Source organism: Neokomagataea anthophila (assembly GCF_018122595.1).
In the GTDB taxonomy this organism is placed as follows: domain Bacteria; phylum Pseudomonadota; class Alphaproteobacteria; order Acetobacterales; family Acetobacteraceae; genus Gluconobacter; species Gluconobacter anthophilus.
On sequence record NZ_JAGRQH010000001.1, the window covers coordinates 321,963 to 348,190 of the forward strand.

Genomic DNA, 26,228 nt, shown 5'->3' on the forward strand with positions numbered 1-26,228 from the left:
GTCATGCCATAATGTTCCCTACAGTCGAGTGACCGTTTTATGATATCGCAAGGCCATTTCATGGCATCTGCCCGATATCCGGTATGCTGACCTAAGCACTCGCACGATAAAGAATGACCCTCGCCATAGGCGGTAAGAGACAGACCCCTCATGACCACACCACATCACCGCGCTGCTGACCTCCCCAATCTCTGGCTGCCCTATAGCCAAATGCAGACAACCGCATGGCCTGTCACCGCCGCTAAAACCGCAGGCAGCACCATCACATTGGATGATGGGCGCGTCTTGATTGACGGCATCGCCTCATGGTGGACCGCATGCCATGGCTATAATCACCCCCATCTGCGATCGGCACTGGTCGCACAAGCGGAAGCCATGCCGCACGTGATGTTCGGCGGGATGATCCATGAACCCGCCAAACGCCTTGCCGCCCGTTTGGCCGCCCTCCTCCCCGGAGACTTAGAGCGCGTCTTCTTCACCGATTCTGGTTCAGTCGCGATGGAAGTAGCCGTGAAAATGGCGATCCAATTCCAACTCAACAACAACCACACAGGCCGCACCAAGATTCTTTCTTTTCGCGGGGGCTATCACGGGGACACGCTCGGCATGATGGCTATCTGTGACCCCGAAGAAGGCATGCACAGCCTCTTCGCCGGTGTCCTGCCAGAACACATCATCGCCGATCTCCCCACCGATGCCGAAAGCACCCACAAGCTCGAACAGTTGCTGTCTGAGCGTGGTGACGAAATCGCGGCCATTGTGACAGAGCCCCTCGTGCAGGGCGCAGGCGGCATGCTCTTCCACGAACCCGCCGTTCTACAAACGCTTCGCACGCTCTGTGACCGCTTTGGCCTCTTACTGATCCTTGATGAAGTCTTTACGGGCTTTGGGCGCACCGGCACCATGTTTGCCTGTGAGCAGGCCCAAATCACTCCCGATATCGTCGCACTCTCCAAAGCCCTTACCGGCGGCACCATGGCATTAGCCGCAACCGTTGCCCGGCGCTCGGTCTTTGAGGCTTTTCTCTCGGACGACCCCAGCAAAGCCCTCATGCACGGCCCCACCTTCATGGCGAACCCGCTGGCCTGTGCCGTCGCCAATGCATCTTTAGACCTTTTTGAGCAGGAACCACGCCTCCAACAGGTCGCCCAGATTGAAGCACAACTCCGCAAAGAACTCGAACCATGCCGAGACTTGCCGAATGTCCGTGATGTCCGCGTTATGGGCGCCATTGGCGTGGTCGAACTCACGGCCATCCCTGACCCGGAAGAGCTCAAATGTGCCTTGCTGGAACATAACGTCTGGGTTCGCCCCTTCCGTACGATTGTCTATCTCACGCCAGCCTTCACCATCCCCCCTGAGGAACTCAGCCATCTAACACGCAGCATCCACAGCGTTTTACAGAGCCACGCATGACCCGGTTTGACACATATTTCGAAGCAGCTTTGTCAGAACGGGCTGCTCAAGGCACCCGCCGTACCCTGCGCCCCATCACGCGCCATAACGGCACAATACAACGTGACGGACGGCACCTCGCGGATGTTGCATCAAATGATTATCTCGGCTTGGCAGACCACCCACTACTGCGCGAACGTGCCGCCGAATGGGCCCAACGCTTTGGCACCGGCGCCCGTGCCTCACGCCTCGTCACCGGCACGCTCGACCTGCATGACGCCGTAGAACACAAAATCGCTGCCTTCAAAAAAACGGATGCGGCATTGCTCTTCGCGAGCGGTTGGCAAGCCAATGCCGCCGTCATCCCGGCACTTTGCGCTCTCTCTCTCTCCCAAACTGGCCACAAAATGCTGGCATTCACAGACCGTCTAAACCATGCCAGCTTGCATCATGGCTTCGCCGCCGCCGATATTCGCCAGCAACGCTTTGCCCATAATGACCTCGCCCATCTCGAACAGCTTCTCATACGCCATGCGGACACACCCGGCCTGCGTATGATCGTAACCGAAAGCGTGTTCTCCATGGATGGAGACCGCGCTAACATCCCTGCCCTCCGCGCCTTGGCGGACCGCTATAATGCGCTTCTTTATATCGATGAGGCCCATGCAACCGGCGTACTCGGCACAGATGGGCGCGGCCTTGCAGACGGACAAGCTGACATCATTATGGGGACATGCTCAAAAGCCATGGGCGGCATGGGGGCTTTCATAGCAGGCTCACACGCTTTGCGCGATTATCTGATCAATCATGCCTCTGGCCTCATCTACAGCACGGCACTTCCACCCGCCGTTCTTGGCGCCATTGATGCCGCGCTAGACCTGCTTCCATCCTTAAACGAACGCCGAGAAACACTACAAAGCAACGCAGCCCACCTACGCACACGCCTCCACGCAGCGGGCTTATCCACCCTCGACTCAAGCACCCAAATCATACCGGTGGTTTTCAGCAGCCCAGAACGCACACTCGCCATTGCACAGACGTTAGAAGACGCCGGCTTCCTTGTTGGAGCAATCCGCCCACCCACAGTCCCCAAAGGCACAGCCCGTCTACGCCTAGCCCTGCATAGCGCTTTGGACCACAACAGCCTGAACACATTAGCGGATATTATTCTGCAAGAGGCCATCTCATGACCCTGCCACTCTACCTCGTCCATGGCTGGAGCTATGACCATAGTTTCTGGCAGAAGATGCTAAAGCACCTTCCAGAATACACAGCCATATGCACCGATTCTGGCTATTATGGTGAAGACCTCACACCGAGCTTACCCACCACACCCTTCCTCGCAATCGGCCATTCCGCCGGTGTGCTGGACCTTCTAACGCACCCTCTCCCCCATTGCGTTGGGATCGTGTCCTTTAATGGCTTTGCGCGCTTTAGTGCCGCCCCCGATCATTCCCATGGCATCCCTGCCCGCATCATCACCCGTATGCGCCGCCACCTCACCAAAGACCCGACCAAGACACTCCTTAATTTCCGCGAACAATGCGGTGATCACACTCCCATACCAAACACACCCAACGTCATCCGACTTGACCACGGCCTCGACCAACTCGAAACCCGTGATGCCCGCGCCAAAGCCACCCAATGGGGCGAACGCCTTTTTTGGCTCACAGGGGATCATGACCCCCTCACCCCAGCACGAGTTGGCTTCCAAACGGGCAGCGGCTCATCCCTGCCCGGCGGCCATTGTCTGCCACAAGAATATCCAGAAGAGTGCGCCGCACTCATACGCCAAGCCCTCCACATCACAGGCCAAGCATCATGCTAGATGCCCGAAAACGAGCCCTCATGGCGCGCTTTGGTGCCGCAGATACATATGATCAAGCGGCCCATATCCAAAGACGCTGTGCACAACTCACCGCAAATACCATCGCAACCTCCTGCCAGCATGCACCCAAGAACATTTTAGAGTTCGGCTGCGGTACAGGCCTTCTTACACACCATCTACGACAACTTTTCCCCCACGCCTTCATCCACGCTACGGACCTTGCTCCCGGCATGCTCGCCCGTGCCGAAGCGCGATTAGGACATGACAACATCCGCTATCACATCATGGATGGTGAAAATCCTGATGTCTCCGGGCCTTTTGACCTCATTACCTCCAGCCTCTGCATGCAATGGTTCCAAAACCGCCCACAAGCACTTGAACGGCTTTGCGCACACCTTGCCCCCAACGGACGATTGATTGTAGCCACGCTCCTTTCCGGAAGCTTGCAAGAATGGGTCAACGCCTGCGCTACCGAGAACGCCCCCTGCGGCGTCCCGCATTACCCGACCGAAGAACAGCTTACGCAAGATTGGCCAAGCTCTATTCCCGGAGAGAGACACTGGCAAAGCCATGACCTCATTGACCCTACCCCCTCCGCCAGCGCTTTCTTACGCGGCCTACGTCAAATCGGCGCTTCCCTCCCGCGCGATGATGCTCGCCCCGCCACAGGCGCAGCTTTACGTCGCGCGATGAAACGCTTTGACGCAGAGCATGAAGGCGTCACCTACCGCATCGGAATCGGTATTTTTCACAAAGGACACACAGCATGACACGCGGCGTTTTTGTTACCGGCACAGATACAGGGATCGGCAAGACCCTCACCTCAGCCATCCTCACCACCGCATGGCAAGCAACCTACTGGAAACCACTCCAAACCGGCCTCAATGAAGAAGAAGGCGATAGCCCCACCGTAAGCCGCCTTGCCAACCTCACACCAGAACGCCTCATTCCCCCAGCATACGCACTGCAGGAACCACTGGCCCCATCGGCCGCCGCCGCCTTAGAGGGCATCCACATTGATCCTGACCGTTTAACCCTACCGAATGTTGCTGCACCGCTCGTCGTAGAAGGCGCGGGTGGCGTAATGGTGCCGGTATACGATGACGTGTTGATGATTGATCTGATGGCGCGCTTTGCGCTGCCAGTCGTTCTCGTCGCCCGCAGTGGCCTTGGCACCATTAATCACAGTTTGTTGACTATTGAGGCCCTAAAACAGCGTGGGATTGAAATTTTAGGCGTTGTATTTAGCGGGAAGGAAAACCCTGATAATATGCGAATGATTGAACGTTTCAGCGGTGTCAGAACGCTTTTTACGGTCCCTCACATTGCGCATATTTCTCCCCAAAGCGTCACTGAGCATGCCAAAAACGTTCCAACATTTCACAGCCTCGTCCACAAAGCCTGACCAACATTAAATGTAATTTGCAAAACGCCGCCATCGAAATGCCATTTCTGCACCGTGTAACGTGCATCTCAACAGGACGATCTTACGTTAACCCCTCAGGCCCCCATGCTTTTCTTCCTTTTCTCACCAGGAAAGAGCACTCTGGGTCCACTGCATTTTTAAGGTTCTAAACACAACTATGACTATGCTGCGCCGCGATCTGGTAAAATTAGGAGCCGGCCTGTCACTTCTTGGGACAGGCTGGACCGCCCGCGCCCAAACGCCACCCACCGCCCCACAGCCACAACAGCCCAAAGCCACCGCCTTCTCTGAAGATACGGTACGGGATATGGCGCGGAACTTGGCACGCTCAGCATATTCTCCTCCTCCTCAATCCTTGCCTGCCCCTTTGTCCTCTCTCAGCTTCGATCAATATCGGGGCATTACCTACAATACGGACAAAGCCCTCTGGCGAGGGCAGAACCTTGCCTTTGAGGTTGAGTTCTTCCCACGCGGATTCCTCTACCGCCCGCGTATCGAAATGCATGAAGTCGTAGACGGGCAAGCAAGTGCCGTCCCATATGACCCAGACCTGTTTAACTACGCAGACCCCCTCCTGCGTACGACCGACAATGTCGGCTTCGGTGGGTTGCGCCTGCGTTACGCCATCAACACACCCGGCGTCATGGAAGAATTTGCCGTTTTCTTAGGTGCGTCGTACTTCCGCGCTATCGCAAAAGGGCAGACCTACGGCCTCTCTGCACGTGGATTTTCAAACGGAACCGGTGACCCTCGCGGAGAAGAATTCGCTCTTTTCCGGGCCTTCTGGCTCGAAAAACCCGCTCCCGGCGCGGACTCACTCGTCGTGCATGCCCTGCTCGACAGCCCATCGGTCACAGGCGCCTTCCGCTTCACCATTCGCCCGGGTGACGCCACCGTCTTTGACGTCCAATCCTCACTCTTCCCACGGCAAGACATGGCTGAAGCTGGCCTCGCCCCCCTGACCGGTATGTTCTACTTCGATACGAACGACCATACCCGCGTCAATGACTGGCGCCCTGCCGCCCATGACAGTGAAGCCCTGCAAATCTGGACCGGCACCGCACAGCAGCTCTACCGCCCATTGGCAAACCCAACCGATCTACAGTTCTCTGCCTTTGCCGATGACGGGCCACAAGGCTTCGGCCTCATGCAGCGCAAACGCGCCTTCGCGGATTATCAAGACCTTGCCCTAAACTATGAAAAGCGCCCATCCGCATGGATCGAGCCCATCGGCCACTGGGGAAAAGGCGCAATCGACCTCGTTGAGATTCCAACACCCAATGAGGTCAACGATAATATCGTGACCTTCTGGCGCCCGGAGCGCCCGCTCAAAGCTGGGCAACAATATGATTACACTTATCGCATCACATGGGGCTGGGACACACCTGCCCCCACACACCTCGCCCGTATTGGTGCCACACGCATTGGCAGCGTGCCGGGCAGCGAGAACGCACAGCTTTTCGTCATCGACTTCACAGGCGAACCCTTCGTAAACTGCCCGCCTGACACGCATTTCCATCTCTTGCCGCAATCAACGCAAGGCACCATTCGTAACGTGGTCGTGGAAGCCAACCCTCCCATTCATGGCTGGCGCGCCATGTTTGAATTTGACCCCGCAGACACCAAAGCGGCTGAACTTCAAGTTCAACTTGCGAATGATCAAGGCCCTATTTCTGAAAAATGGATGTATCGGTGGACACTCTAACCGACACGCACACACCCTTCATGCCCCAGCACGCCCCGCTAGGCATGAAGGCACAAAACCTCCACAAAGCACCAGAGCGCTATGGCCGCTCCGGTCCGCGCTTGCCCACAACGCCCACTCTGTTGTGGCTGCGTAGAGTCTTTGTGTTTGGTGGTGCCATTGCACTGACTGCTTTTGGGGCTGAGCACATCAACCGCGTGTTCAATGCCATGGGTGTCACCCCCTTAGGCATCATGATCATGGTGTTGTTTGTGGTGCTGGGGTTCTGGATTGCCCTCTCCTTTACCTCCAGCCTTGGCGGTTTTGTCTCCCTCTTAAGACGTGGCGGACTAGGCCTCGGCATTCACCGTACCGGCCCATTACCTGCTCTTAAAAGCCGCACCGCCGTCCTCATGCCAACCTATAATGAGGACCCAGAACGCGTGCTGGGTGGCCTGCGTGCGATTTATGATAGCCTCAACGCGACAGGACAGATCGACGCTTTCGATTTCTTCATTCTCGCAGACACAACCAACCCAGACGTTTGGGTGCAAGAAGAGCGTGCCTTCCTCGCCCTACGTGAAAGCACGGGCGACGCACAGCGTATTTTCTACCGCCGCCGTCACCGCAACACAGACCGTAAAGCGGGTAATATTGGTGAATGGGTCACGCAATATGGCGGTGCCTATGACCATATGCTTACCCTTGATGCCGATAGCGTCATGGACGGGAGCCTGATTGTCCGCGTTGTCTCCGCTATGGAGAAGCATGACAATGTGGCTCTCATCCAAACCCTCCCCGTCATTATCGGTGGCCGCACATTATTCGCCCGTATGCAGCAATTTGCCGGGCGTTTATACGGCCCTCTCATCGCGCATGGTGTCGCATGGTGGCACGGCTCAGAAGGCAATTACTGGGGGCATAACGCAATCATCCGCACCAAAGCCTTTGCGGAACAAGCTGGCCTCCCCCACCTGCCCGGAAAGCCCCCTTTTGGCGGGCACATCCTCAGCCATGACTTCGTTGAAGCCGCCCTCATGCGGCGTGGGAACTGGGCCATTCACATGGTCCCCGGACTGTTTGGCTCATACGAAGAAAGCCCCCCCTCCCTAACCGACGTTGCCATCCGTGACCGACGCTGGTGCCAAGGGAACCTTCAACACGCCAAACTACTCGGCACAAAAGGCATGCATTGGGTCAGCCGCGTCCACATGCTCATGGGCATTGGCTCCTACGTCACGTCTCCCTTATGGCTACTGTTCCTACTGGTAGGGATTCTTATCTCCCTTCAGGCCCATTTTTATCATCCGAATTACTTTGGTAACGGCCTGACCCTGTATCCTCATTGGCCACAGGTTGACCCGGTTCAAGCCAAATACGTGTTCATCAGCACGATGCTGATTTTGCTAGCGCCGAAAGGCCTGTCCTTTATCGCCGCTTTGTTTGACCGGGAAACGCGACGCGGTGCAGGGGGACTCATCCGCCTTGCCCTATCCATCGTACTCGAAACCCTGATTGGCGGTCTGATCGCCCCCATCGCCATGCTGATCCAAACCTCTGGTATTCTCTCCATCCTCTTGGGGCGCGATTCCGGCTGGAACGCACAGAACCGTGACGATGACCGCGTATCCTTGAAAGAGGTCGCACGCGGCTATTGGATTTATACTGTTTTTGGCATTGCACTTGCCGTTGCTGCTTGGTCCGTTTCCGAAGCACTTTTCCTATGGATGCTACCGGTTTTGGTGGGCCTCGCTCTCGCTATCCCTCTTGCAGCCCTTACGGCAAGCCGGGATGTCGGGCTTGGCCTGCGGCGGCTTGGTCTTTTGCTCATTCCCGAAGAAACAGCGCCTCCTGCCATTTTGCAACTTGCCAGCGCCAATGAACAACGGCGGATCCAAGCCCAAAATGCACCTCACCGCCCACCAGAAGAAGCTTTTGCAGCCCTCCGGACCAACCCCTCGCTATTAAAAGCGCATCTCAATGCGCTGCCAGCGCCACGCCAACCGGGCAGCAATATTGACGCTCACCTACTGGTCGGGCTGGTTAAACTACGCGAGGCCCCCACTCTAGACGCTGCCCTCAAACACCTCAGCCGTGCTGAAAAAGCAGCTGTCTTGGGTTCTGCTGAAGGCGTCTCCCTCATTTGTGGCTTACCGTCCTAATAAAACGCCTTATGCTCACAATCGTAGGTGGCAGCTAATACTGCCACCCATGACATAATAGAACCCTACGGACGTTCAGGCCGAACAGGTCATTATGGATGACCAACGCGCAAAGAGCGTCCTCGTGAGCGCCCCCCAAACAGTCAAACGTCTTTTTTCTTCCAGAAAAAGAAGACCCTTTTTCATACATCGCTACAATGAAAGGCCATCAGCTTACCGCGTCCGCAGCAGCGATCTTAAATACCTCGGCCACTAACCGCGTATTCGCTTGCTGTTTGAGTGAAACCAAAGACACCGTCATACGTGCCCGGCAATCCGCAATCGGCACGGCACGTACACCACGACGACCACCATATTCACTCGCGGCAATAACCCCCGCACCCAGACCAGCCGCAACAGCTTCCACCATGGCCTCACGTCCATCCACCACCAAAGCTGGCTCACAAACAATTTGGTTCTGCTGAAGCTCCGCCTCTAACAAACGCTGCGTCACCGACCGCGCCTCACGAAAAATCAATCCCGACGCTGCCAGCGCCCCCAAAGTAAGCTTCTTTTTCTGCCCCAAAGGGCTGCGCTTATGCACCAACGCCATCAAACGCTCACGCCGCAGTGTTTGTGCGTGTAAACGTGAATCAACAGACGGTGCCGCCGTAATCGCTACATCCGCCGCTGCATTACTGATACGTTCCAAACATGTCTCTGCGTTAGCAATCGACAACGTGACCTGCACGTTAGGGTGCTGCGCACGAAAGGCTGCAATTAACCCAACGGCCAAATCCGGCGCATCCGCCACCACAGCCAGCGAACCATATTCAATACTCTCCGCTTGGGAGAGTAGCATCTCAGCCTGTTTTTGCGCGTCAAACATGGGCTGAATAACCGTCAGAAGCCGCCGCCCCAATTCCGTCAATTCCACCACACGACCACGTCGATGAAACAACACGCACCCATATTCCTGCTCAAGTTTACGCACCTGATCTGAAATCGCAGGTTGCGTTACCCCCAGCGCCTCAGCCGCTGCAGAAAAACCTCCATGTACCGCCACCGCATGTACGGCGCGGAGCTGAACATATTGCATCACACATCCATCGTAAAAACTGATATATTTATCATTATTAACGATTTTTCTTAAACGCGCCAAGCACCTGATACTGGCACCACCTTATACGTGGAGCCAAACACCATGATATCTTCTGCCTTTGACGCTGTTATTTTTGACTGGGCCGGCACACTCATCGACTTCGGATCGCTGGCCCCTATGCAAGCCTTCGTTGAAAGCTTTTCCCGTTTTAACGTGGATATTACCATCGCCGAAGCCCGCATCCCCATGGGCATGGCCAAGCGCCCCCATATTGCAGCGCTCCTCGCCCAACCCCGCATTCAAACCGCATGGACGCAAACCCACGGCGCTCCTCCCACGGACGCAGATATTGATGCCGTTTATAATGACTTTATACCACGCAATATTGCCAGCGCAGCCTCACATTCCACGCCCATTCCCGGTGCCACACACTGCCTGCAAACCTTACGAGAACATGGCCTTAAAATCGGTTCAACCACCGGATACACACGCTCCATCATGAACGCGGTTCTACCCATTGCGGCACAGCAAGGTGTAACCGTCGATCATCTCGTCTGCGCGGAAGAAACGCCTTCCGGCCGCCCTAGCCCCCTCATGCTCTGGCACAATCTCATCGCCCTCAATATCTGGCCCGCCCAGCGCGTCGTGAAAGTCGATGATACGCCCGTCGGTATTGCAGAAGGCCTTAATGCCGGAACATGGACAGTCGGTGTCGCTCTTTCAGGAAATGCCTTTGGCCATTCTGAAGCGGACATTGCCACTATGTCCGCACAAGACTTCGCCACCAAACGCCAAGCTGCCTACGACACGTTACGCGAGGCTGGAGCGCACTGCGTCATTGATACAATCGCAGACCTTCCCACTGCACTCTCCCAGCGTGCCGCAGCATTGCACAAAACAGGCGGCGCAGCATGAACGCACATTATGATGTCGCCATTATTGGTGCTGGCATTTGCGGCCTCGCTCACGCCCTTGCCGCAGCAAAACGTGGCAAAAGCTGCATTGTGATCGAACGCAATTTAGCGGCTGTAGGTGCGTCTATCCGCAATTTCGGTTTCATCACTGTCTCTGGACAAGAACAAGGGGCTTGCTGGCAACGCGCCAAACGCAGTCGTGACATTTGGGCCGAGATTGCAGACCACGCAGGCATAGAGATTACCCAGCGCTCTATGCTGGTTCTGGCTCAAACCCAAGAGACACAGCATCTCTTAGAAGCCTTCACAGAGGATGAAATGGGCGAGGATTGTCATCTTCTCTCCCGCACAGAACTGGACGCTTACACAGACCTCAAAACCACACACCTCAAAGGCGCACTCTTCTCCCCTCATGAACTCCGCGTCGAATCAAAAGAGGCCATTCCCCAGCTCACACGATGGCTCGCCGAGCAATGGGGCGTAACCTTTCTATGGGGCACCACCGTTCATACCGTTGAATCGCCACAAATTCAGACAAGCCAAGGCACAGTCCACGCCGAATCCGTCATTATCTGCCCCGGTGATGATCTCCGCACCCTCTTCCCCGAGCGCCTCAAACATTACGGCCTTACACGGTGTAAACTCCAAATGATGCGCCTCGCCCCCGGTGGCGTACACGCGAATACACCCGCCATCATGTCTGACCTTGGCGTTGAACGTTACCGTGGCTACCATCACCTCCCCGGCCATACAGCCCTCCAAAAGCGCCTCCAACAGGACAAAAGCGCAGCCCTTGCAGCGGGCGTTCACCTTATTGCCGTACGCTCCGCCGATGGCTCACAAATTGTCGGTGATTCACACGTTTATATGGACGAACCCGACCCATTTACCGATACAGGGGTGGACGAATTGATTCTTACAGAACATGATAGTGTATTCAAACACACACCATCGGTCATTGCCCGTTGGAGTGGCTGTTACACCAGTGGCCCCAACACCATGGTCATGGACCGCGTGTCAGATTCTGTCCGCATCGTCCTCATCACCAGCGGAACAGGGGCCAGCACGTCCTTCGCCATTGCGGAAGAAACCCTCACGGACCTTTGGGGATAACCATGAGCACACCCTCCTCCGGCCTACGCCACTCACTCTCCCCCCGCCTCGTCGGGATGATTGCCGTCGGTGGCGTAATCGGCGCAGGGTTATTCGTCGGCTCTACCGCCTTTCTACGGCAGACCGGCTTTCTGATTATCCCACTCTACACCATCGCCATTCTCCTCATGATTGCCCAAATGCGGACTTTGGCGGATATGACGGCCCGCAAACCTGAAGCAGGGTCCTTCATTGGACAAATCCGCGATGCACTCGGGGCACGCGCGGGTTTCATCGCGGGATGGGGATACGTCCTATATTGGTGCGCCACTGCCGGATCAGAAATCATTGCCATCGGCCCACTATTTAACCAGTTAACAGGCCTACCCGGGCCACTCGGCATGGGCGCATTGGTCGCCCTAACGCTCATCACAAACCTCATCTCGGCACGCGCCTATGCCAGCGGAGAAGCTGCCCTTTCTTTAACGAAGCTCGGTGCACTCACTCTCTTCATCGCTGTCGGCGTTTTGTCATGGTGCTGGCCTTTCATCAGCGGCATACCCACACAGAATGTCGGCTTCCCAACAGCCTCCCTGATCCCGGCCGGAATTGGCACAGCACTGGCAGCACTCCCCCTACTCGTTCAAACATTAACGGGTTTCGAAATTGCCACTGTTGCCGCTATGGAATCTCCAGACCCCGTCCGCAGCGTATCCCATGCCGCCCGCCGCCTTGTGCCTCAAGTTGGCTTTCTCCATGTCGCATCTTTGGCGCTGGTGCTTACCATCGTGCCCATCTCAGCCCTACAACCGGGGCACTCCCCCTTCACTACGGCTCTCAGCCACATGGGTATCCCAGTTGGAGCACGCATTCTCACCGCTATTGTTCTCGTGGCCGTAACATCATGCTTAAACTCAGCCCTCTTCGCCGCGTCTCGCGTACTTTATGAGTTAGCTGAAACGAAAGATGCCCCCTCGAACTGCCGCACACTCAGCAGCAGCGGCGTTCCAACCCGAGCCGTCATTTATACTGCCATTTTAGAGTGCATTGTCGCTGGATTAGGAATCCTCTCCCCTCATGATGGATACATCATGGCGCTCTCACTCTCAGCCATGCTCATCATGTTCACATATCTTTTCGCCAATGCTGCACAAATACACCGCCTCTCTGCGTCCCAAACCCCAGGCGATACATCCAAGCGTATGCTCGCCGGTATTACCTTCGCAGGTTTTGCCCTGACATTGCTCAGCATTGCCTTCACTGCCTCTGGCCGCAATGATTGCCTATTATCAATCAGCACAATGGCCATCCTATGGGCATTGGCCGCCATTACCCACCGAAAGCACTAATACCCGAGCGAGATATACGCTCTCAAACGCATTAAGGGGCATTCCTGCACAAACAGGATGCCCCTTAATCACTTCACCACACACGCTTCTCATCAAAACAGCGCGTGAACTATTGTATGTATCAGCCTTTTAAGGCCGCAATCGCCGTCAATTCTACACGCCAATCTGGGTCGGCCAATTTTGCCTCAACCGTCGCGCGCGCAGGCTTATGCCCCGCGTCCAACCATGCATCCCATGCACGATTCATCGCGCCAATCTCATTAATATCCGTCAGAAAAATCTGCACTGAGAGCAGACGTGTCTTATCCGTACCCAACTCAGCCAATAACGCATCAACCTGACGGAGAATATCCGCCGTCTGGCCTTCTGTGTCCAAACTGGCATCATCAGCAACCTGACCAGCCAGATATGCCACCCCATTATGCACAACCACACCTGTCAGACGCTTTTCTTCCAAGTGGCGGCTAATATCGTGATGCTGGACCATATACCCTCCCGTTAACGTTCTGATGACGCATGACAAACGTCATACTCCCCGTGCAAGCCAACCGGCTTACTGAAGCATGGTTGGAATCATCTCATGCTCAAGAATGGCATCCATGGCGCTTTCTTCATCATCTGCCACAGCCATCGGCGTACCATCGGCCGCATGAATAATCATAACAGCTTCGCCATCCTCAACACCCGCCCGCACATAAGCGAGACGTGACATACCCAGAACACGCAATTGCTGATCCGTGATATGCCGCAGATCACTTGGCAATGCCTCTTCTGCTGGCTGGTTACTGTCGAAAATATCGGTCAAATCTGAATCCTCTAGGTGCTCCGCTGGCTTATGCACAGAGCACAGCAGAGCAAAAGATAACGCTACGTTAAACGCCGCGACGCCTTAATCATCCCCAATCTCACGCACTGGGTGAGACCGACGTGACTTCACCACGGGCGGAACAACATCAGGATGGAGCGGTGCGGTGGGTGCACCCGGACGACGTCCCTGAGAGATCGCTATCCGCTTCACACGCACTTCTGGCTCTGGCCGTAAGAGATCAATATGGAGCAAGCCATTATCGAGCCATGCACCACCGATCTCTATCCCTTCCGCCAAGACAAACGCCTTGTGGAACTGCCGGGCCGCTATACCACGATGCAAGAAAACACGCCCCTGCGAATCATCATTTTGACGACCACGAATCACAAGCTGATTATCTTCTTGCGTAATCTGGAGGTCATCCATCGTAAAACCAGCCACTGCGAGCGTAATGCGCAACGCCGTTTGGCTAATTTGTTCAATGTTATAGGGCGGGTAACCATCTGAGCTGGTTTTGGAAGCCCGTTCCAACATCTGTTCCAAATGATCAAACCCAAGAAACATAGGGGACGTAAAAAGACGACCTGACATAAGCTGAAGCCTCCTCAAGGAGCGAAACAGGGTGATATGGACCCAAAAAGCGGCATCCACCTTGGAATAATATGGTCCTGTTGCCCTTTCACGCAAGCTTTCCTCAGGAAATGACGGCTTATCGCCTCTTTAAGCTGGCCTTGCGCGCCCCTGATCGCTACATCGCACAGCATGAGCGAATTCGATTTTCTGACCGGGATTGAAGACGTCCCGCCCACGCCCATCGTCATTGCCCCTGCCCCCATCCTGCGGCAGGTTACCCGTGACGTGCGTCCTGAGGACATGTCCCGCCTCCGCGAACAGCTTCCGGGCATGTTTTCTGCCATGTACAAGGCCCCCGGCATTGGCCTTGCAGCCCCACAAGTTGGGCTAGATATGCGCTTCGCCCTCGTTGATGTGGCAGAAGAAGGTGCAGATCGTAACCCGATGGTGCTGATCAACCCCGAAATTGTCACCGATTCGGAGCAAATGGCCGCGCGTGAGGAAGGGTGCCTCTCTCTTCCAAACCAATATGCCGAAGTGATTCGCCCTGAAGCGATTCGCGTGCGTTTCCGCAATGTCGCCGGAGATATCGAAGAGCTTGATGCCGACGGCCTCCTCGCCACATGCATCCAGCATGAAATGGACCATCTCGACGGCGTCCTCTTCATCGACCACCTCTCTACGCTCAAGCGCAACATGATCATGCGTCGCTTAGCCAAAGAGCAAAAGTTCAGAAGGCGCTAATCACACCATGCGTCTGATCTTCATGGGCACACCGGACTTTGCCGTCCCTGCCTTGCACGCCCTGATGGAAGCCGGCCACGAGATTGTGGCCGTCTATACACAACCACCACGTCCTGCTGGGCGCGGAAAAGCATTGCGCCGCTCCGCTGTCCATGAAGCCGCAGATGCCGCTGGCCTCACCGTACGTACACCTGCACGCGTCAAACGTGACACAGCCGAGCACGAAGCCTTCGCCGCACTCAACGCCGATGCCGCCATTGTAGCCGCTTATGGGCTAATCCTACCCAAAGCCATGCTCGATGCCCCACGCCTCGGCTGCTTGAATATCCACGCAAGCTTACTCCCACGCTGGCGCGGCGCATCCCCCATCCAAACCGCCATCGTTGCGGGCGATACGCAAAGCGGCGTCTGCATCATGCAAATGGATGAAGGCTTAGACACAGGAGCCGTCTTACTCCAAGGCGCCACCCCCATCACAGCATCAGACACCGCTAGTACACTGCATGACCGCTTATCCGCCATTGGTGGCGAATTAATCGTGCAAGCCCTCACAACGACTCCAAAGGCCACACCTCAACCCGCAGAAGGCGTCAGCTACGCCAAAATTCTCACGCGCGATGATGGCCGCCTCGACTGGTCCCGTAGCGCACAAGAACTCGACCAACAAATTCGTGGCTTCACGCCATGGCCAGGCACATTCACCACACTTGATGGCGTCACAATCAAAATTGGCGCTGCAACCCCCATCGCATCATCATCCCACACCGCCGAGAGTGGTTGCACAATTGATGATACCCTCACGATTGCATGCGGCAACAACGCTAGTGGAGCGACTGCCCTACGCATCGATCGCTTACAAAAACCGGGCCGTAGCATGATGTCTGCCGCAGACTTTCTCCGTGGCCAATCCATCCCCAAAGGGACCCGCTTTGACTGACGTTGTGACTGAAACTGCCATTACTCGTTGGGCCGTCTTAATCGAGTATGACGGAACCGACTTCGTCGGATGGCAACGCCAAAAAGACGGTGTCTCGGTTCAAACCTTAGTCGAAGCCGCCGCCTCACGCATTGCCAGCGGGCACCCCGTTTCCAGCATCACCGCCGGACGAACCGATTCCGGCGTCCATGCCGCTGGTCTCGTCGTACATTTAGACTTTCCAGCCCACACGAACTTTCGTTCCCATCAAGTCCGAGACGGATTGAGCTTTCACCTCAAACCACACCGCGTCGTCGTCCTTGATGCCGCCCCCGTCAGCCTTGACTGGAGCGCACGGTTTTCAGCCACATGGCGGCGCTACCGATACACCATCATCAACCGCCCCTCGCGCCCTGCCCTCATGGAAGGCCGCGCTTGGCACGTAAAGCGCCCTATCAGCATAGAGTTGATGCAAGAAGGCGCGAACCGCATGCTCGGCACGCATGATTTCTCATCCTTCCGTGCCTCCGCTTGCCAAGCAAACTCCCCCATACGCACACTCGACGAACTCAGCATCCGCAGAGACGGAGAGTATGTATTGATCGAAACGCAAGCGCGATCATTCCTGCATCATCAAGTCCGCAACATGGTCGGCTCTCTCATGATGGTCGGCACCAAACAATGGACACCAGATCGCATTACCCAAGCACTCGAAGCACGTGACCGCCGCGCCGCAGGACAGACAGCCCCCTCGGAAGGGTTATGCTTCCTCGCAGTGGGCTACCCCGACAATCCTTTTTTGAAAAAACATTAAGTATTGTGAAATGTTTGATGACCTTCATCACAGCAAGGCAAAACACATTTTTCACTCTTACATTAAACGCTGAACACCTTGTCATTACTCAGGAATAATCGCACTAATAGGAGAACATTCTTACAAACCTAAACGGTACGCACACTATCACAGCCGAGGATAAGTCAATGCGCGTAAAGATTTTCTCCTGCCATTACCAAAAACCAACCCACACCGTGAATACTGAACTATTCGCTGATTTAATTTCCGGATATCATAGCGATCCTGACGGCGCTTATATTGGTGACCTAGATGGCGTAAACATTGCTGAACAAAATGATTTTAGCGAAATACGCCATCACTATTACGTATGGAAAAATCTTTTAGATGACTACGAATATATCGGCTTTGATCATTACAGAAGAAAATTCTTTATCACCCCAATGCCATATGACAAACTTCAGTCCATTTCACCGCATTATGCTGAACAGCGCGATGGATTTGATACGGATCAGAAAATACACGAAATTCAACAAAGTCGCGAAGATTTCCTAGACTACTTCACCATTCGTAAAAACTTCACCCCGGCTGAAATCGATAGCTTCAAACATTGGCTGTCCCAATATGATGTTGTGGTTCCACGCATGTGGCATCTGCATGATCGGCCAGACCTAGAAAGCGAATGGAAAAATAGTGGCCTCCCACCACAAATGTGGGAAATGTTCATGGCGTCCATGCGCGACAAACCCCAGTTCTCTCCACTTCCCTATCACCCGATCCGAACATCCAACCATAACAGCATCTTCATTATGAAGACCGAACTGTTTGACGAATATATGCATGGCCTTTTCGCCGCCGTAAAAGACCTTGAAGCACTCATGGAAGGGAAACTAGATCCGTTCCCAAGACGCTGGGGTTATGTCGCCGAAAAAGCCCTCAACTACTTCATCCTTTCAAAGCGCAAAAAACATCCGTTTTTTAACGTCGCTCAAGTACCACTCGTCGTTCGCACCCTCCACAACGACCTCTAAAACAGGCTCTGTATAACAATGGACGTTCCATCCGGTCTCTATATTGATGATGCTATTCGAAACCAGACAGAAGGGTTCGGATGGCAGCTTGTCGCTCCTGAAGCCGGGGGCCCTCGCCAGCCACCACGCTTTACACTAGGGCCAATCCCCGGCCCATTTAGTGACTGGTTTTATGGAGATCGCTTGGCACCATCTTGCGGCATTTATACCATTGATCACGTTTCACTCGGCTCTGATCGCGTCTTGGTTAAAGATGGACATACTATCTTCATAGAACGCACAGGCATGCATGAAGGCTCAGTCCGTGATGCCTTGGTCGTACCAGAGCCTGACCGTGACCTGCATATCGACGAAGACGTTGTCTTATTATGCGGCCCTGCTTATCAAATCTACGGCCATTGGCTTATCGACTTTTTGCCGCGCCTCTTAATCCTACGTGAAGCCGGTTACGCTCTAGAAACCCTCAAGTACCTCGTACCGCATAACCTGCTGAACTTCTCATGGGCTTGGCTCGAATTTCTTGGCATTCCACGTGAGAATATTCACACTTACGATGTGGTCCGTGACCGCTGCCATATCAAACGCGCCATCATACCAACCAGCATACGCGGCAACTCACGAGCAACGCCAATTTTAGGCAAAATGTTCCAAGAGATGTGTACCGCACGCTTAGGCGCCAATACATCTACACCGCATAAAAAGCTGTTTGTGTCCCGCGCATTATGGGGCAACACATCACGCCAACTCACCAACCAAGATTACGTCCAAAACTTCGTTCAAGAACTCGGCTTTGACATTATCTATCCAGAGCGCCTGAGCATCACAGACCAAATCAAAACCTTTTCGTCCGCCCGTATCATCATGGGAGAATATGGCTCTGGAATGCATAACTCCGTCCTCGCGCCAGCAGGAACGGAAATCGTTACATTACGCGGCACAATGGGGCATCCCGGCTTCTTACAATCCGGTATTTCAGCAGCCTGCGGTCAAGAATGTTCCTATATTTTCGGACAACAGAACGAAGAAACAGGTGCATTCACAATTCGTGAGCATGACCTTGAGCTCTTCAGATATTTCTTACCTTTTTTAGAGCAAACGCCAAACGCCCTCTAATAAGGACTGGTGTATCACGGCCATGCATCATGGCCGTGAACCTCAATTTGCAATCAGCAGATCCGCCATTGCATTATAATGTGGTGGCAAAATACTCAAAACAATCAATAAAATAACCACTGCTACAACCTGCAAAGCCGTGGCACAAACAGCCTGAAAATTACTAATTAACAGCCCAATTTTACTCGTATACCATGTAAGCCATAGCCCATAAATCTGAACTACCAGCGATATCAACAATATACTCTGCGCACCTGCATGGGGCAAAAGCCCTTTCCACACCCCAACAGCGAGTGACGCCATAATCAACGGCACCCATGCACACCAGAGCGATGCCGTCGCATAACGCGTCCACAATCCTTCACGGCGCACCCAGCGCGCATAAGCATGCGATACAACCAGTTGCAGTAGCGTACACGTCAACGGGACCAATGCACGCACTAGCCCCATACCCCACTCTGCGCTCGGCGCCTGAAACGTAAGACCACACGCAATAATAGCCACAGCAACAGTCGGGGCGAATGCTGCCATCAACGGTGGCACACCAGGCTCAAAGCACATCATGCCAATGCCACGCCCACGCGCCAACAACCACACCCCTAAGGGCACGCTCCCCCCTCGAGGTGGCAGAAGGCCTGTTGGCCGCTCCGAATTCACAGACCAAACCTCTTCATGAAAACACGATAAATTTCAGTCAACTCTTCCAAACTGGTCAGCGACACATGCTCATTCGTCTTATGCATCGTCGCCCCAACAAGACCGAACTCTGCGACAGCACAATATTGCGAAATAAAGCGCGCATCTGACGTCCCTCCTCCAGTATCCAATACTGGCGTAGAACCGGTAATATCAGCCACTGAGGCCTGCAAACACGTTACCGCCTCACCCGGTTCAGTCAAAAATGCTTCACCACTAATGCTCACATCAACCTGCGCATTCGGCGCGTGTCGCGCCGTCACATCACGCAACCACGCTTCCAGCGCAGCACCTGTATGACAATCATTGAAACGGATATTCAACATAGCGCTGGCTTGGGCCGGAATCACATTGGTGGCAGTGTTTCCAACATCTACACTCGTCACCTGCAAAGATGACGGCGCAAACCACTCATTGCCCTCGTCCAGTACACGCCCAGTCATCTCGCTCAAAGCGGAAAGTAAGCGGTGAATTGGATTATCCGCACGATGTGGATACGCGACATGACCCTGCACACCTTGCACAGTAATCTGTGCATTCATGCTGCCCCGACGGCCAATTTTAATCGTTTCTCCCAAGAATGCCGGGTTCGTCGGCTCACCTAAGAGACAAAAATCCGGCAGTTCACCACGTTCCGCCAGCCATTCAATAACAGGCTTAGTACCATAATGCGCAGGCCCCTCTTCATCCCCAGTCACCAAGAATGAAATGGCACCTTTTGGCTCACCTTCTGCTATTAAACGCGCCACAGCAGCCACAGAGCAGGCTAACCCACCCTTCATGTCCGCAATGCCGCGCCCATACAGCATACCCTCATGAATGACAGCCTCAAACGGGTCATGCGACCATCCTTGCCCGGGCGGCACCACATCTGTATGCCCAGCAAAGCATAAACGAGGCCGCCCTTCCCCACGACGCGCATAAAAATTCGGCGTAGGCGCATCCTGAGGCCCAAACGGTAGCTGCGTTACGGTAAACCCTAACGCCTCCAAAGCCTTAATCAAACACGCCTGTGCGCCATCATCCACAGGCGTCACAGAGCGGCAGCGCAGCATGTCCTGCGCCAATTCAACAGGATCTGTGAACGGCGCAGACGCAATAGCAGAAATGATACTCAAGATTAGTCGCGCAACAGATCGTTGATCGACGTCTTGGAACGTGTACGCTCATCAACACGCTTCACGATCACTGCACATGCCAGAGATGGCTGACCCGGCTCCTTCGGTGGCAGCGTACCCGGCACAACAACGGAATACGCTGGCACGCGGCCCTGGAAGATTTCACCGGTCGCACGATCCACAACCTTCGTGGAAGCACCGATAAACACGCCCATAGACAGCACAGCACCACGCTCAATGATCACGCCTTCTGCCACTTCCGAACGCGCACCAATAAAGCAATCATCTTCAATGATAACGGGAGCCGCTTGCAGTGGCTCCAGTACGCCACCAATGCCTGCACCACCGCTGATATGCACGTTCTTACCGATCTGCGCACAGGAACCGACCGTTGCCCATGTATCAACCATGGTGCCGCTATCAACATAAGCACCGACATTCACAAAGCTCGGCATCAGCACCACATTTGGCGCGATAAACGCTGAACGACGCACAACAGCACCCGGAACCGCACGGAAACCAGCTTCAGAGAAACGGAACTGGTCCCAGCCTTCGAACTTCAACGGAACCTTATCAAAGCCAGAAACGCCCGCACAGCCGCGCTCCATTACACGGCTATCGTTCAGGCGGAAGGACAGCAGCACAGCTTTTTTCAGCCATTCATGGACAACCCAGCCATCCGCTGTTGGCTCAGCAACACGACGAACGCCAGAATCCAGATCACGCAGAACGTTCTCAATGACTTCACGGTCCGCACCTTCAGTCTGCGAACTTAACGTCGTACGACGCTCCCAAAGAGAATCGATAGCGGTGCGCAGCGTATCCTGAGACATGATTTTACCCGTCAGAAACTGAAAATAGTGCCGAACCATGCTGCTCGGTCCCGGTAATGTCAACGCCCGAAATGACACCCAAAAATCAAGATTAACCTTTTATTTACTCTTTAGGTCTAAATTTGAATCGGTCCGCTACCCATGCTGGGCTTCCTTATGCCCCACAGACTTACTCAGGAGCACACCGCTATGTATCAGTCGGGCACCCGTACGCCACTAGGGCGCACATCCTCCGCCCCTGACATTGCGCCATCGCTCTGGAATCACACCACCCTTACAGACACACTCATCAAAATCCGACGCGCTATTCTCCCTCACCTCGGAGCCGCCGCTGCCCTCTCCCATCTTTCAACGTTATCTCATACAAATATCCTTCTTTTTCAGGGAGACGATACGCCCGAAGAGGACAATATTCTTCACAAGACCACCCCCATACCCTCTTCACTACAAGCAGCTTTGCTACCTCACGGAGTAAACGCACTCACCCCAGAGACGCGCAGCCACCAGCATGGCACCACCCATGCTCTCCTTATTTCCGATATCGTACGTAGCCAAAAACCGCTCTGCCTTATTTGCTGGCACTCACAACCATGGTCACATCATGACATCACTATGCTGCGCACAATCGTTTCAACGCTGTGCGGCCTTCTCGAACTTGATGCGCTGCACAGACGCGTACATGCCAATACGCATTACGACATCTCATCGAATCTTTTAAATTGGCAGGGTTTCCAAGCTGAAATCACACGTCGATGCCGCCGGCTAGACCGTGATCAGAAAGCAGCAACATTCATGCTAGCTTATATTCCGGGCCTTGATACGCTCGTTTCCGAGCGCGACTTTCAAAGCTTCGAAGATGCTTTATCTCAAAGCATCACCTTACTCCGCAATGCCGTCCGCCCAACAGATGCCCTAAGCCGCCTCAGTGGCAATACATTTGGCCTGTGGTTAGATGGGGGAGACCGTTTTGCCATTGCTGAACGCGCAGAACGCATGACAGCACACGGCATCCCAATTCTCATTAACCCACCCGTCCATTTTCCATTGCATATCGGCCTTGTATCTCGTGAAGCCGGAGATACCGAAGGGACCGCAAATACCCTACTCGAACGCGCAACACTAGCGCTCAATACTGGGCTACGCGAAGGCGTAAAATGGCGCTTCTTTCATGAAGCGCCGTAAGCGCACGCTTACGCCTTAATCAGCGTTCCTGGCCCTGCGCGGGTAAACAATTCCAACAAACACGTATGGGGAACACGACCATCCAAAATCACTGCTGCTTTTGCACCAGCACGCACAGCTTGCAAGCAAGTCTCCACCTTCGGAATCATGCCACCAGAAATCGTTCCATCAGCAATCAAACGGGCGACATCTTCTGCCGTCAGTTCTTCAATCAGATTGCCGTCTTTATCCAGAACACCCGGCACATCCGTCAGCATCAACAAACGTGATGCATTAACCGCACCAGCAATCGCTCCAGCCGCTGTATCCGCATTAATATTGTATGTCTCACCGTCTTTACCCGCCCCAACTGGGGCAACAACAGGTATCAAGCCAGACCCCAACAACGCGTACAACACGCGTGGATCAATTTTTTCTGGCTCGCCGACAAACCCAATATCCAGCGGCTTGTCTTCGCCCGTCTCAGGATCACGCTTTGTTCGTTGAATACGGCGTGCTTGCAAAAGCCCACCATCCTTGCCGGAAATACCAACAGCCAAAGCACCAGCGCGGTTAATCAACTCCGCAACTTGTTTATTCACTGTCCCAGCAAGAACCATCTCGATGACGTCAATCATCGCCTGATCCGTCACACGCAGACCATCCACAAAGGTGGACTTCAAATGCAGACGATCCAGCATTGCACTGATTTGCGGCCCACCACCGTGAACAACAATCGGGTTAATCCCTACCAGCTTCAAGAGGGCAATATCATACCCAAAAGCATTCGCGAGTTCACCGTGTCCCATAGCGTGGCCACCATACTTGACCACGATGGTGTCACCCGCATAACGCCGCAAATACGGCAAAGCACTTGCAAGAATAGAGGCCTGCTGTTGCGCCTCATCCGTATTAATGATCGGCGGCGTCGTTGGCAGCTTATCACTATGTGTTTTCGCGTTCATAGCTGGGGCAATATCCCTTGCTTACACTCAGTCAGGACTGAGTCGTATGATCTGACGAACGGGCGAAACGTGCAATTTCACCACGGAGATCTTCAATCCCCTCACCCGTTTCACTGCTGGTCACAACCACGCGCGGATAGGCCGCAGCATGCTTCAAAGCCAGCGCCTCTATCTCTTCGCGCTTTTTCTTCAGCGCACCCGGCTTTACCTGATCGGCTTTTGTCAGCACGATTTGGAACACAACCGCAGCACGGTCCAAAAGCTCCATCACGTCTTTATCGGACGCTTTCAGCTCAATACGCGCATCCAGAAGCAGAATAACGCGTTCAAGGGTTGTCCGTCCGCGCAGATACGCGAACATCGTCTCCTGCCAATCTTCTTTGACGGATTTAGCCGCCTTTGCAAAGCCATAACCCGGCATATCCACCAGAGCCAAACGCTCAGACAGATTAAAGAAGTTCAATTGCTTCGTACGGCCCGGCTCAGAAGAAGCACGCGCCAAGGCTTTACGCCCGGTCAAAGCATTAATCAGGCTCGATTTGCCAACATTAGAACGCCCCGCAAATGCCACCTCTGGCAAATCTATCGGCGGCAGTTGGTCAATCCGAGGAGACCCGAAATAGAAGGTGCACTCCCCCGCAAAGAGGAGGCGCCCTTCTTCTACCAATTCCGGTGACGGTGGCCCTGCTATCTCACGCATGCTCGCTCAGCGTCCCTTTTTCGCCGTCGTCACCGGTACCGGCAACTTCGTACGGCTTTGAATGAAAGCTTGCTGTGCAAAGGTCAGCAAGTTGTTCCATGTGTAATAAACCAACAAGCTCGCTGGGAAACTGGACATGAAGAACACATAAACCAGCGGCATAAACTGCATAATACGCGCTTGAGCAGGGTCCATCGTCACGGTGGTTTGACGCTGTAACAGCCAGAACGTAATGCCCAACGCTGTACCCCATACGCTAACATGCAGCATTGAAATATAAGCGGTTGGGTCAAATGGCAGCAAACCAAACAGGTTAAAGATATTGGTCGGATCCGGGATCGACAGATCATGAATCCAACCAAAGAACGGCGCATGACGTTCATCAATGCTGATATACAGCATCTTATACAGACAGAAGAAAATCGGTGCCTGTATCAGCATCGGCAAACAGCCACTTGCTGGGCTAACCCCTTCTTCTTTGTACAGCGCCATGACTTTTTGATTAGCCGCCATCGGGTCATCTTTATGACGCTCCCGAATTTCCTGAATCTTTGGCGCCAACAAACGCATACGCCCTGAAGATGCTGAAGCCTTCGCCGCAAGCGGGAAAAGAATGATCTTCACAATCAAGGTCAACGCCATCAACGCCAAACCGAAATTGCCCAGATGCACATACAGCCAATGAAGCAGCGTTAAAATCGGACGCGTCAAGAAACTGAACCAACCAAAATCAATGGCTTTATCCAGATCTGGCACATGCAAATCACGGCTATAGGACTGCAATAAGTCGACAACCTTCGCACCGGCAAAGATATGACTGCTCAGCGTAATCGAAGCGTTTGGCATGATTGTCTGAGCGCTTTGCGCCGTGAAACCAACACGGTACGAACCCGCCGTTCCTGGCAGCCCCGGCACAAACCCGAAAGATGCTGACACAGGTGCTGTCGACTCAGCCAAGACCGCCGTCAGCCAGTACTTATCGCTCAGTCCGACCCAACCACCGGTACCATTTTTAGCCCAATAGGTGTGGTCAGGATGCGTCGCAGCATCACGGAGGTTTTTATAGCTCTCATCATTCAGGCGGCCATCCATAACGGAAACCGGGCCTTCATGCTCCGTCCATGACCCGCCTTGCGCTTCATAATCCCGCTGTACCCGCTGGTACGGGATCAATGAAACAGGCGTCGTCCCGTGATTTTCCACCGTCTGCTGAACCGCAATCACATAATGACTGTCGATGCTCAAACGAATAATAAAAACTTGGCCCTGCCCATTATCCCAATGCATCGTAACGGGGTGCGTCGGATCCAAAGCGTCATCATTGCTCTGCCATACCGTATTCAAACCCGGCACAGCCGCGTTAGAGCCCGGAGCATTCTCCCAACCAATCACTACATAACTCGGAGCAGAACTCCCCGGTGCGCTCAACAAGCGTACCAACGGGCTGTCCTTTGCCAATGTCTCACGGTACTTCGTCAGCACCAGATCATCGAGCAAAGCCCCTTTAAGTGTGATTGACCCTTGCACATCTGGGCTGCGGACCGTCAAACGGCGCGCTGCAACGGCCGGTGCAGCATTCTGCGCCGTATCCGTAGAAGCAAGAGAGGACTGGGAGCTCACAGGCGCAGTCGCCGCTACCTGAGCGGGAGCATGCGTAGCAGGAGCTGGCTTCGGCATGAAATAATCAAAGCCGATTAGGATCAGGCCGGAGAGGATAGTGGCCGCAATAATGCGCTTGATGTCCATCGGGCGGGTGCCGGTCTTTCGTCGTACGAGAATAAGCTTGCGCTTCAAGTGGAGGAAAAAATTCCTCAAAACAATAGGCAAGCTCTCTTTTTCATTAAGA

The 26,228-nt window shown here is 54.2% G+C and carries 26 protein-coding genes; 16 read left to right on the forward strand and 10 right to left on the reverse strand.

Annotated elements, in window-relative coordinates; translation table 11 throughout:
- Positions 1-150: 150 nt before the first annotated feature.
- The 7 genes from KB213_RS01400 to mdoH all read left to right on the forward strand — a co-directional run bounded on the left by KB213_RS01400 (position 151) and on the right by mdoH (position 8,495).
- A complete protein-coding gene (locus KB213_RS01400) occupies positions 151-1,416 on the forward strand; it encodes an adenosylmethionine--8-amino-7-oxononanoate transaminase (RefSeq protein WP_211680201.1) in 1,266 nt (421 codons plus the stop codon).
- Positions 1,413-2,585 carry an aminotransferase class I/II-fold pyridoxal phosphate-dependent enzyme gene (locus tag KB213_RS01405; RefSeq protein ID WP_211680203.1) on the forward strand — a complete coding sequence of 391 codons (1,173 nt, stop codon included), beginning with the start codon at positions 1,413-1,415 and terminating at the stop codon, positions 2,583-2,585. The genes KB213_RS01400 and KB213_RS01405 overlap by 4 nt, the downstream gene beginning before the upstream one ends.
- Entirely contained in the window at positions 2,582-3,223 is a 642-nt protein-coding gene (locus tag KB213_RS01410) for an alpha/beta hydrolase family protein (RefSeq protein WP_211680204.1), read from the forward strand. Before KB213_RS01405 ends, KB213_RS01410 begins: the two co-directional genes overlap by 4 nt.
- On the forward strand, positions 3,217-3,993 hold the full coding sequence (locus tag KB213_RS01415; protein ID WP_211680206.1) for a methyltransferase domain-containing protein: 777 nt from the start codon (positions 3,217-3,219) through the stop codon (positions 3,991-3,993). Before KB213_RS01410 ends, KB213_RS01415 begins: the two co-directional genes overlap by 7 nt.
- Entirely contained in the window at positions 3,990-4,628 is a 639-nt protein-coding gene (bioD, locus tag KB213_RS01420) for a dethiobiotin synthase (protein WP_211680209.1), read from the forward strand. The genes KB213_RS01415 and bioD overlap by 4 nt, the downstream gene beginning before the upstream one ends.
- A gap of 178 nt (positions 4,629-4,806) precedes the next feature.
- Entirely contained in the window at positions 4,807-6,354 is a 1,548-nt protein-coding gene (locus KB213_RS01425; protein ID WP_211680211.1) for a glucan biosynthesis protein, read from the forward strand.
- A complete protein-coding gene (mdoH, locus tag KB213_RS01430; protein ID WP_211680213.1) occupies positions 6,330-8,495 on the forward strand; it encodes a glucans biosynthesis glucosyltransferase MdoH in 2,166 nt (721 codons plus the stop codon). Before KB213_RS01425 ends, mdoH begins: the two co-directional genes overlap by 25 nt.
- A 208-nt stretch (positions 8,496-8,703) precedes the next feature.
- On the opposite strand, the gene KB213_RS01435 is transcribed toward mdoH, so the two are convergent.
- Entirely contained in the window at positions 8,704-9,573 is an 870-nt protein-coding gene (locus KB213_RS01435) for a LysR substrate-binding domain-containing protein (RefSeq protein ID WP_211680215.1), read from the reverse strand.
- A gap of 105 nt (positions 9,574-9,678) precedes the next feature.
- Between KB213_RS01435 and phnX the strand changes: the two genes are divergently transcribed.
- From phnX to KB213_RS01450, 3 genes are read left to right on the forward strand one after another with little or no spacing between them, the layout of a single operon-like run.
- On the forward strand, positions 9,679-10,491 hold the full coding sequence (gene phnX / locus KB213_RS01440) for a phosphonoacetaldehyde hydrolase (RefSeq protein ID WP_211680217.1): 813 nt from the start codon (positions 9,679-9,681) through the stop codon (positions 10,489-10,491).
- The gene (locus KB213_RS01445; RefSeq protein WP_211680219.1) at positions 10,488-11,603 is read left to right on the forward strand and encodes a TIGR03364 family FAD-dependent oxidoreductase; all 1,116 of its coding nucleotides are present in this window, start codon (positions 10,488-10,490) and stop codon (positions 11,601-11,603) included. Before phnX ends, KB213_RS01445 begins: the two co-directional genes overlap by 4 nt.
- A gap of 2 nt (positions 11,604-11,605) precedes the next feature.
- Positions 11,606-12,931, forward strand: a complete 1,326-nt coding sequence (locus KB213_RS01450) for an amino acid permease (protein ID WP_211680221.1) — start codon at positions 11,606-11,608, stop codon at positions 12,929-12,931.
- 121 nt (positions 12,932-13,052) lie between these two features.
- On the opposite strand, the gene KB213_RS01455 is transcribed toward KB213_RS01450, so the two are convergent.
- The 3 genes from KB213_RS01455 to KB213_RS01465 all read right to left on the reverse strand — a co-directional run bounded on the left by KB213_RS01455 (position 13,053) and on the right by KB213_RS01465 (position 14,330).
- Entirely contained in the window at positions 13,053-13,418 is a 366-nt protein-coding gene (locus KB213_RS01455) for a RidA family protein (RefSeq protein WP_211680223.1), read from the reverse strand.
- 66 nt (positions 13,419-13,484) lie between these two features.
- Positions 13,485-13,736: a DUF1150 family protein gene (locus KB213_RS01460; RefSeq protein ID WP_068172575.1), complete on the reverse strand. Its 252-nt coding sequence runs from the start codon at positions 13,734-13,736 to the stop codon at positions 13,485-13,487.
- A gap of 84 nt (positions 13,737-13,820) precedes the next feature.
- Complete coding sequence (locus KB213_RS01465) at positions 13,821-14,330, reverse strand: Hsp20 family protein (RefSeq protein ID WP_068172542.1); 510 nt, start codon at positions 14,328-14,330, stop codon at positions 13,821-13,823.
- 171 nt (positions 14,331-14,501) lie between these two features.
- On the opposite strand from KB213_RS01465, the gene def reads away from it, so the two are divergent.
- From def to KB213_RS01490, 5 genes are all read left to right on the forward strand, one after another.
- Positions 14,502-15,056, forward strand: a complete 555-nt coding sequence (gene def, locus KB213_RS01470) for a peptide deformylase (protein ID WP_211680225.1) — start codon at positions 14,502-14,504, stop codon at positions 15,054-15,056.
- 7 nt (positions 15,057-15,063) lie between these two features.
- Entirely contained in the window at positions 15,064-15,993 is a 930-nt protein-coding gene (fmt, locus tag KB213_RS01475) for a methionyl-tRNA formyltransferase (RefSeq protein ID WP_211680227.1), read from the forward strand.
- A gap of 4 nt (positions 15,994-15,997) precedes the next feature.
- Complete coding sequence (truA, locus tag KB213_RS01480) at positions 15,998-16,786, forward strand: tRNA pseudouridine(38-40) synthase TruA (protein WP_211680556.1); 789 nt, start codon at positions 15,998-16,000, stop codon at positions 16,784-16,786.
- 167 nt (positions 16,787-16,953) lie between these two features.
- On the forward strand, positions 16,954-17,796 hold the full coding sequence (locus KB213_RS01485) for a DUF4422 domain-containing protein (protein WP_211680229.1): 843 nt from the start codon (positions 16,954-16,956) through the stop codon (positions 17,794-17,796).
- 18 nt (positions 17,797-17,814) lie between these two features.
- Positions 17,815-18,909, forward strand: a complete 1,095-nt coding sequence (locus KB213_RS01490; protein WP_211680231.1) for a glycosyltransferase family 61 protein — start codon at positions 17,815-17,817, stop codon at positions 18,907-18,909.
- 42 nt (positions 18,910-18,951) lie between these two features.
- On the opposite strand, the gene KB213_RS01495 is transcribed toward KB213_RS01490, so the two are convergent.
- The 3 genes from KB213_RS01495 to dapD are packed head-to-tail and all read right to left on the reverse strand — an operon-like array spanning position 18,952 to position 21,556.
- Positions 18,952-19,566 carry a hypothetical protein gene (locus KB213_RS01495; protein WP_211680233.1) on the reverse strand — a complete coding sequence of 205 codons (615 nt, stop codon included), beginning with the start codon at positions 19,564-19,566 and terminating at the stop codon, positions 18,952-18,954.
- Entirely contained in the window at positions 19,563-20,723 is a 1,161-nt protein-coding gene (dapE, locus tag KB213_RS01500; protein ID WP_282958306.1) for a succinyl-diaminopimelate desuccinylase, read from the reverse strand. The genes KB213_RS01495 and dapE overlap by 4 nt, the downstream gene beginning before the upstream one ends.
- A gap of 2 nt (positions 20,724-20,725) precedes the next feature.
- A complete protein-coding gene (dapD, locus tag KB213_RS01505; RefSeq protein WP_211680235.1) occupies positions 20,726-21,556 on the reverse strand; it encodes a 2,3,4,5-tetrahydropyridine-2,6-dicarboxylate N-succinyltransferase in 831 nt (276 codons plus the stop codon).
- A 189-nt stretch (positions 21,557-21,745) separates the two neighbouring features.
- Here dapD and KB213_RS01510 point away from each other — a divergent pair, with 189 nt between their 5' ends.
- On the forward strand, positions 21,746-22,738 hold the full coding sequence (locus KB213_RS01510) for a GGDEF domain-containing protein (RefSeq protein WP_211680238.1): 993 nt from the start codon (positions 21,746-21,748) through the stop codon (positions 22,736-22,738).
- An 8-nt stretch (positions 22,739-22,746) separates the two neighbouring features.
- Here the strand turns inward: KB213_RS01510 and argB are convergent, their stop codons facing one another.
- Genes argB through yidC form a run of 3 tightly spaced genes read right to left on the reverse strand, consistent with a single transcriptional unit; the run spans position 22,747 to position 26,128 of the window.
- Entirely contained in the window at positions 22,747-23,682 is a 936-nt protein-coding gene (gene argB / locus KB213_RS01515; RefSeq protein WP_211680240.1) for an acetylglutamate kinase, read from the reverse strand.
- Between the two features lie 31 nt (positions 23,683-23,713).
- Complete coding sequence (gene yihA / locus KB213_RS01520; protein ID WP_211680242.1) at positions 23,714-24,382, reverse strand: ribosome biogenesis GTP-binding protein YihA/YsxC; 669 nt, start codon at positions 24,380-24,382, stop codon at positions 23,714-23,716.
- A 6-nt stretch (positions 24,383-24,388) separates the two neighbouring features.
- Positions 24,389-26,128 (reverse strand): membrane protein insertase YidC, encoded by a 1,740-nt coding sequence (yidC, locus tag KB213_RS01525; protein WP_211680558.1) that lies wholly within the window; start codon positions 26,126-26,128, stop codon positions 24,389-24,391.
- Positions 26,129-26,228 lie beyond the last annotated feature (100 nt).

Bases quoted from the DNA above. Each gene is read 5' to 3' on its own strand.
- KB213_RS01400 (WP_211680201.1), top strand. From the start codon at position 151: ATGACCACACCACATCACCGCGCTGCTGACCTCCCCAATCTCTGGCTG.
- KB213_RS01405 (WP_211680203.1), top strand. From the start codon at position 1,413: ATGACCCGGTTTGACACATATTTCGAAGCAGCTTTGTCAGAACGGGCT.
- KB213_RS01410 (WP_211680204.1), top strand. From the start codon at position 2,582: ATGACCCTGCCACTCTACCTCGTCCATGGCTGGAGCTATGACCATAGT.
- KB213_RS01415 (WP_211680206.1), top strand. From the start codon at position 3,217: ATGCTAGATGCCCGAAAACGAGCCCTCATGGCGCGCTTTGGTGCCGCA.
- bioD (WP_211680209.1), top strand. From the start codon at position 3,990: ATGACACGCGGCGTTTTTGTTACCGGCACAGATACAGGGATCGGCAAG.
- KB213_RS01425 (WP_211680211.1), top strand. From the start codon at position 4,807: ATGACTATGCTGCGCCGCGATCTGGTAAAATTAGGAGCCGGCCTGTCA.
- mdoH (WP_211680213.1), top strand. From the start codon at position 6,330: ATGGATGTATCGGTGGACACTCTAACCGACACGCACACACCCTTCATG.
- KB213_RS01435 (WP_211680215.1), bottom strand. From the start codon at position 9,573: ATGCAATATGTTCAGCTCCGCGCCGTACATGCGGTGGCGGTACATGGA.
- phnX (WP_211680217.1), top strand. From the start codon at position 9,679: ATGATATCTTCTGCCTTTGACGCTGTTATTTTTGACTGGGCCGGCACA.
- KB213_RS01445 (WP_211680219.1), top strand. From the start codon at position 10,488: ATGAACGCACATTATGATGTCGCCATTATTGGTGCTGGCATTTGCGGC.
- KB213_RS01450 (WP_211680221.1), top strand. From the start codon at position 11,606: ATGAGCACACCCTCCTCCGGCCTACGCCACTCACTCTCCCCCCGCCTC.
- KB213_RS01455 (WP_211680223.1), bottom strand. From the start codon at position 13,418: ATGGTCCAGCATCACGATATTAGCCGCCACTTGGAAGAAAAGCGTCTG.
- KB213_RS01465 (WP_068172542.1), bottom strand. From the start codon at position 14,330: ATGTCAGGTCGTCTTTTTACGTCCCCTATGTTTCTTGGGTTTGATCAT.
- def (WP_211680225.1), top strand. From the start codon at position 14,502: ATGAGCGAATTCGATTTTCTGACCGGGATTGAAGACGTCCCGCCCACG.
- fmt (WP_211680227.1), top strand. From the start codon at position 15,064: ATGCGTCTGATCTTCATGGGCACACCGGACTTTGCCGTCCCTGCCTTG.
- KB213_RS01485 (WP_211680229.1), top strand. From the start codon at position 16,954: ATGCGCGTAAAGATTTTCTCCTGCCATTACCAAAAACCAACCCACACC.
- KB213_RS01490 (WP_211680231.1), top strand. From the start codon at position 17,815: ATGGACGTTCCATCCGGTCTCTATATTGATGATGCTATTCGAAACCAG.
- dapD (WP_211680235.1), bottom strand. From the start codon at position 21,556: ATGTCTCAGGATACGCTGCGCACCGCTATCGATTCTCTTTGGGAGCGT.
- KB213_RS01510 (WP_211680238.1), top strand. From the start codon at position 21,746: ATGTATCAGTCGGGCACCCGTACGCCACTAGGGCGCACATCCTCCGCC.
- argB (WP_211680240.1), bottom strand. From the start codon at position 23,682: ATGAACGCGAAAACACATAGTGATAAGCTGCCAACGACGCCGCCGATC.
- yihA (WP_211680242.1), bottom strand. From the start codon at position 24,382: ATGCGTGAGATAGCAGGGCCACCGTCACCGGAATTGGTAGAAGAAGGG.
- yidC (WP_211680558.1), bottom strand. From the start codon at position 26,128: ATGGACATCAAGCGCATTATTGCGGCCACTATCCTCTCCGGCCTGATC.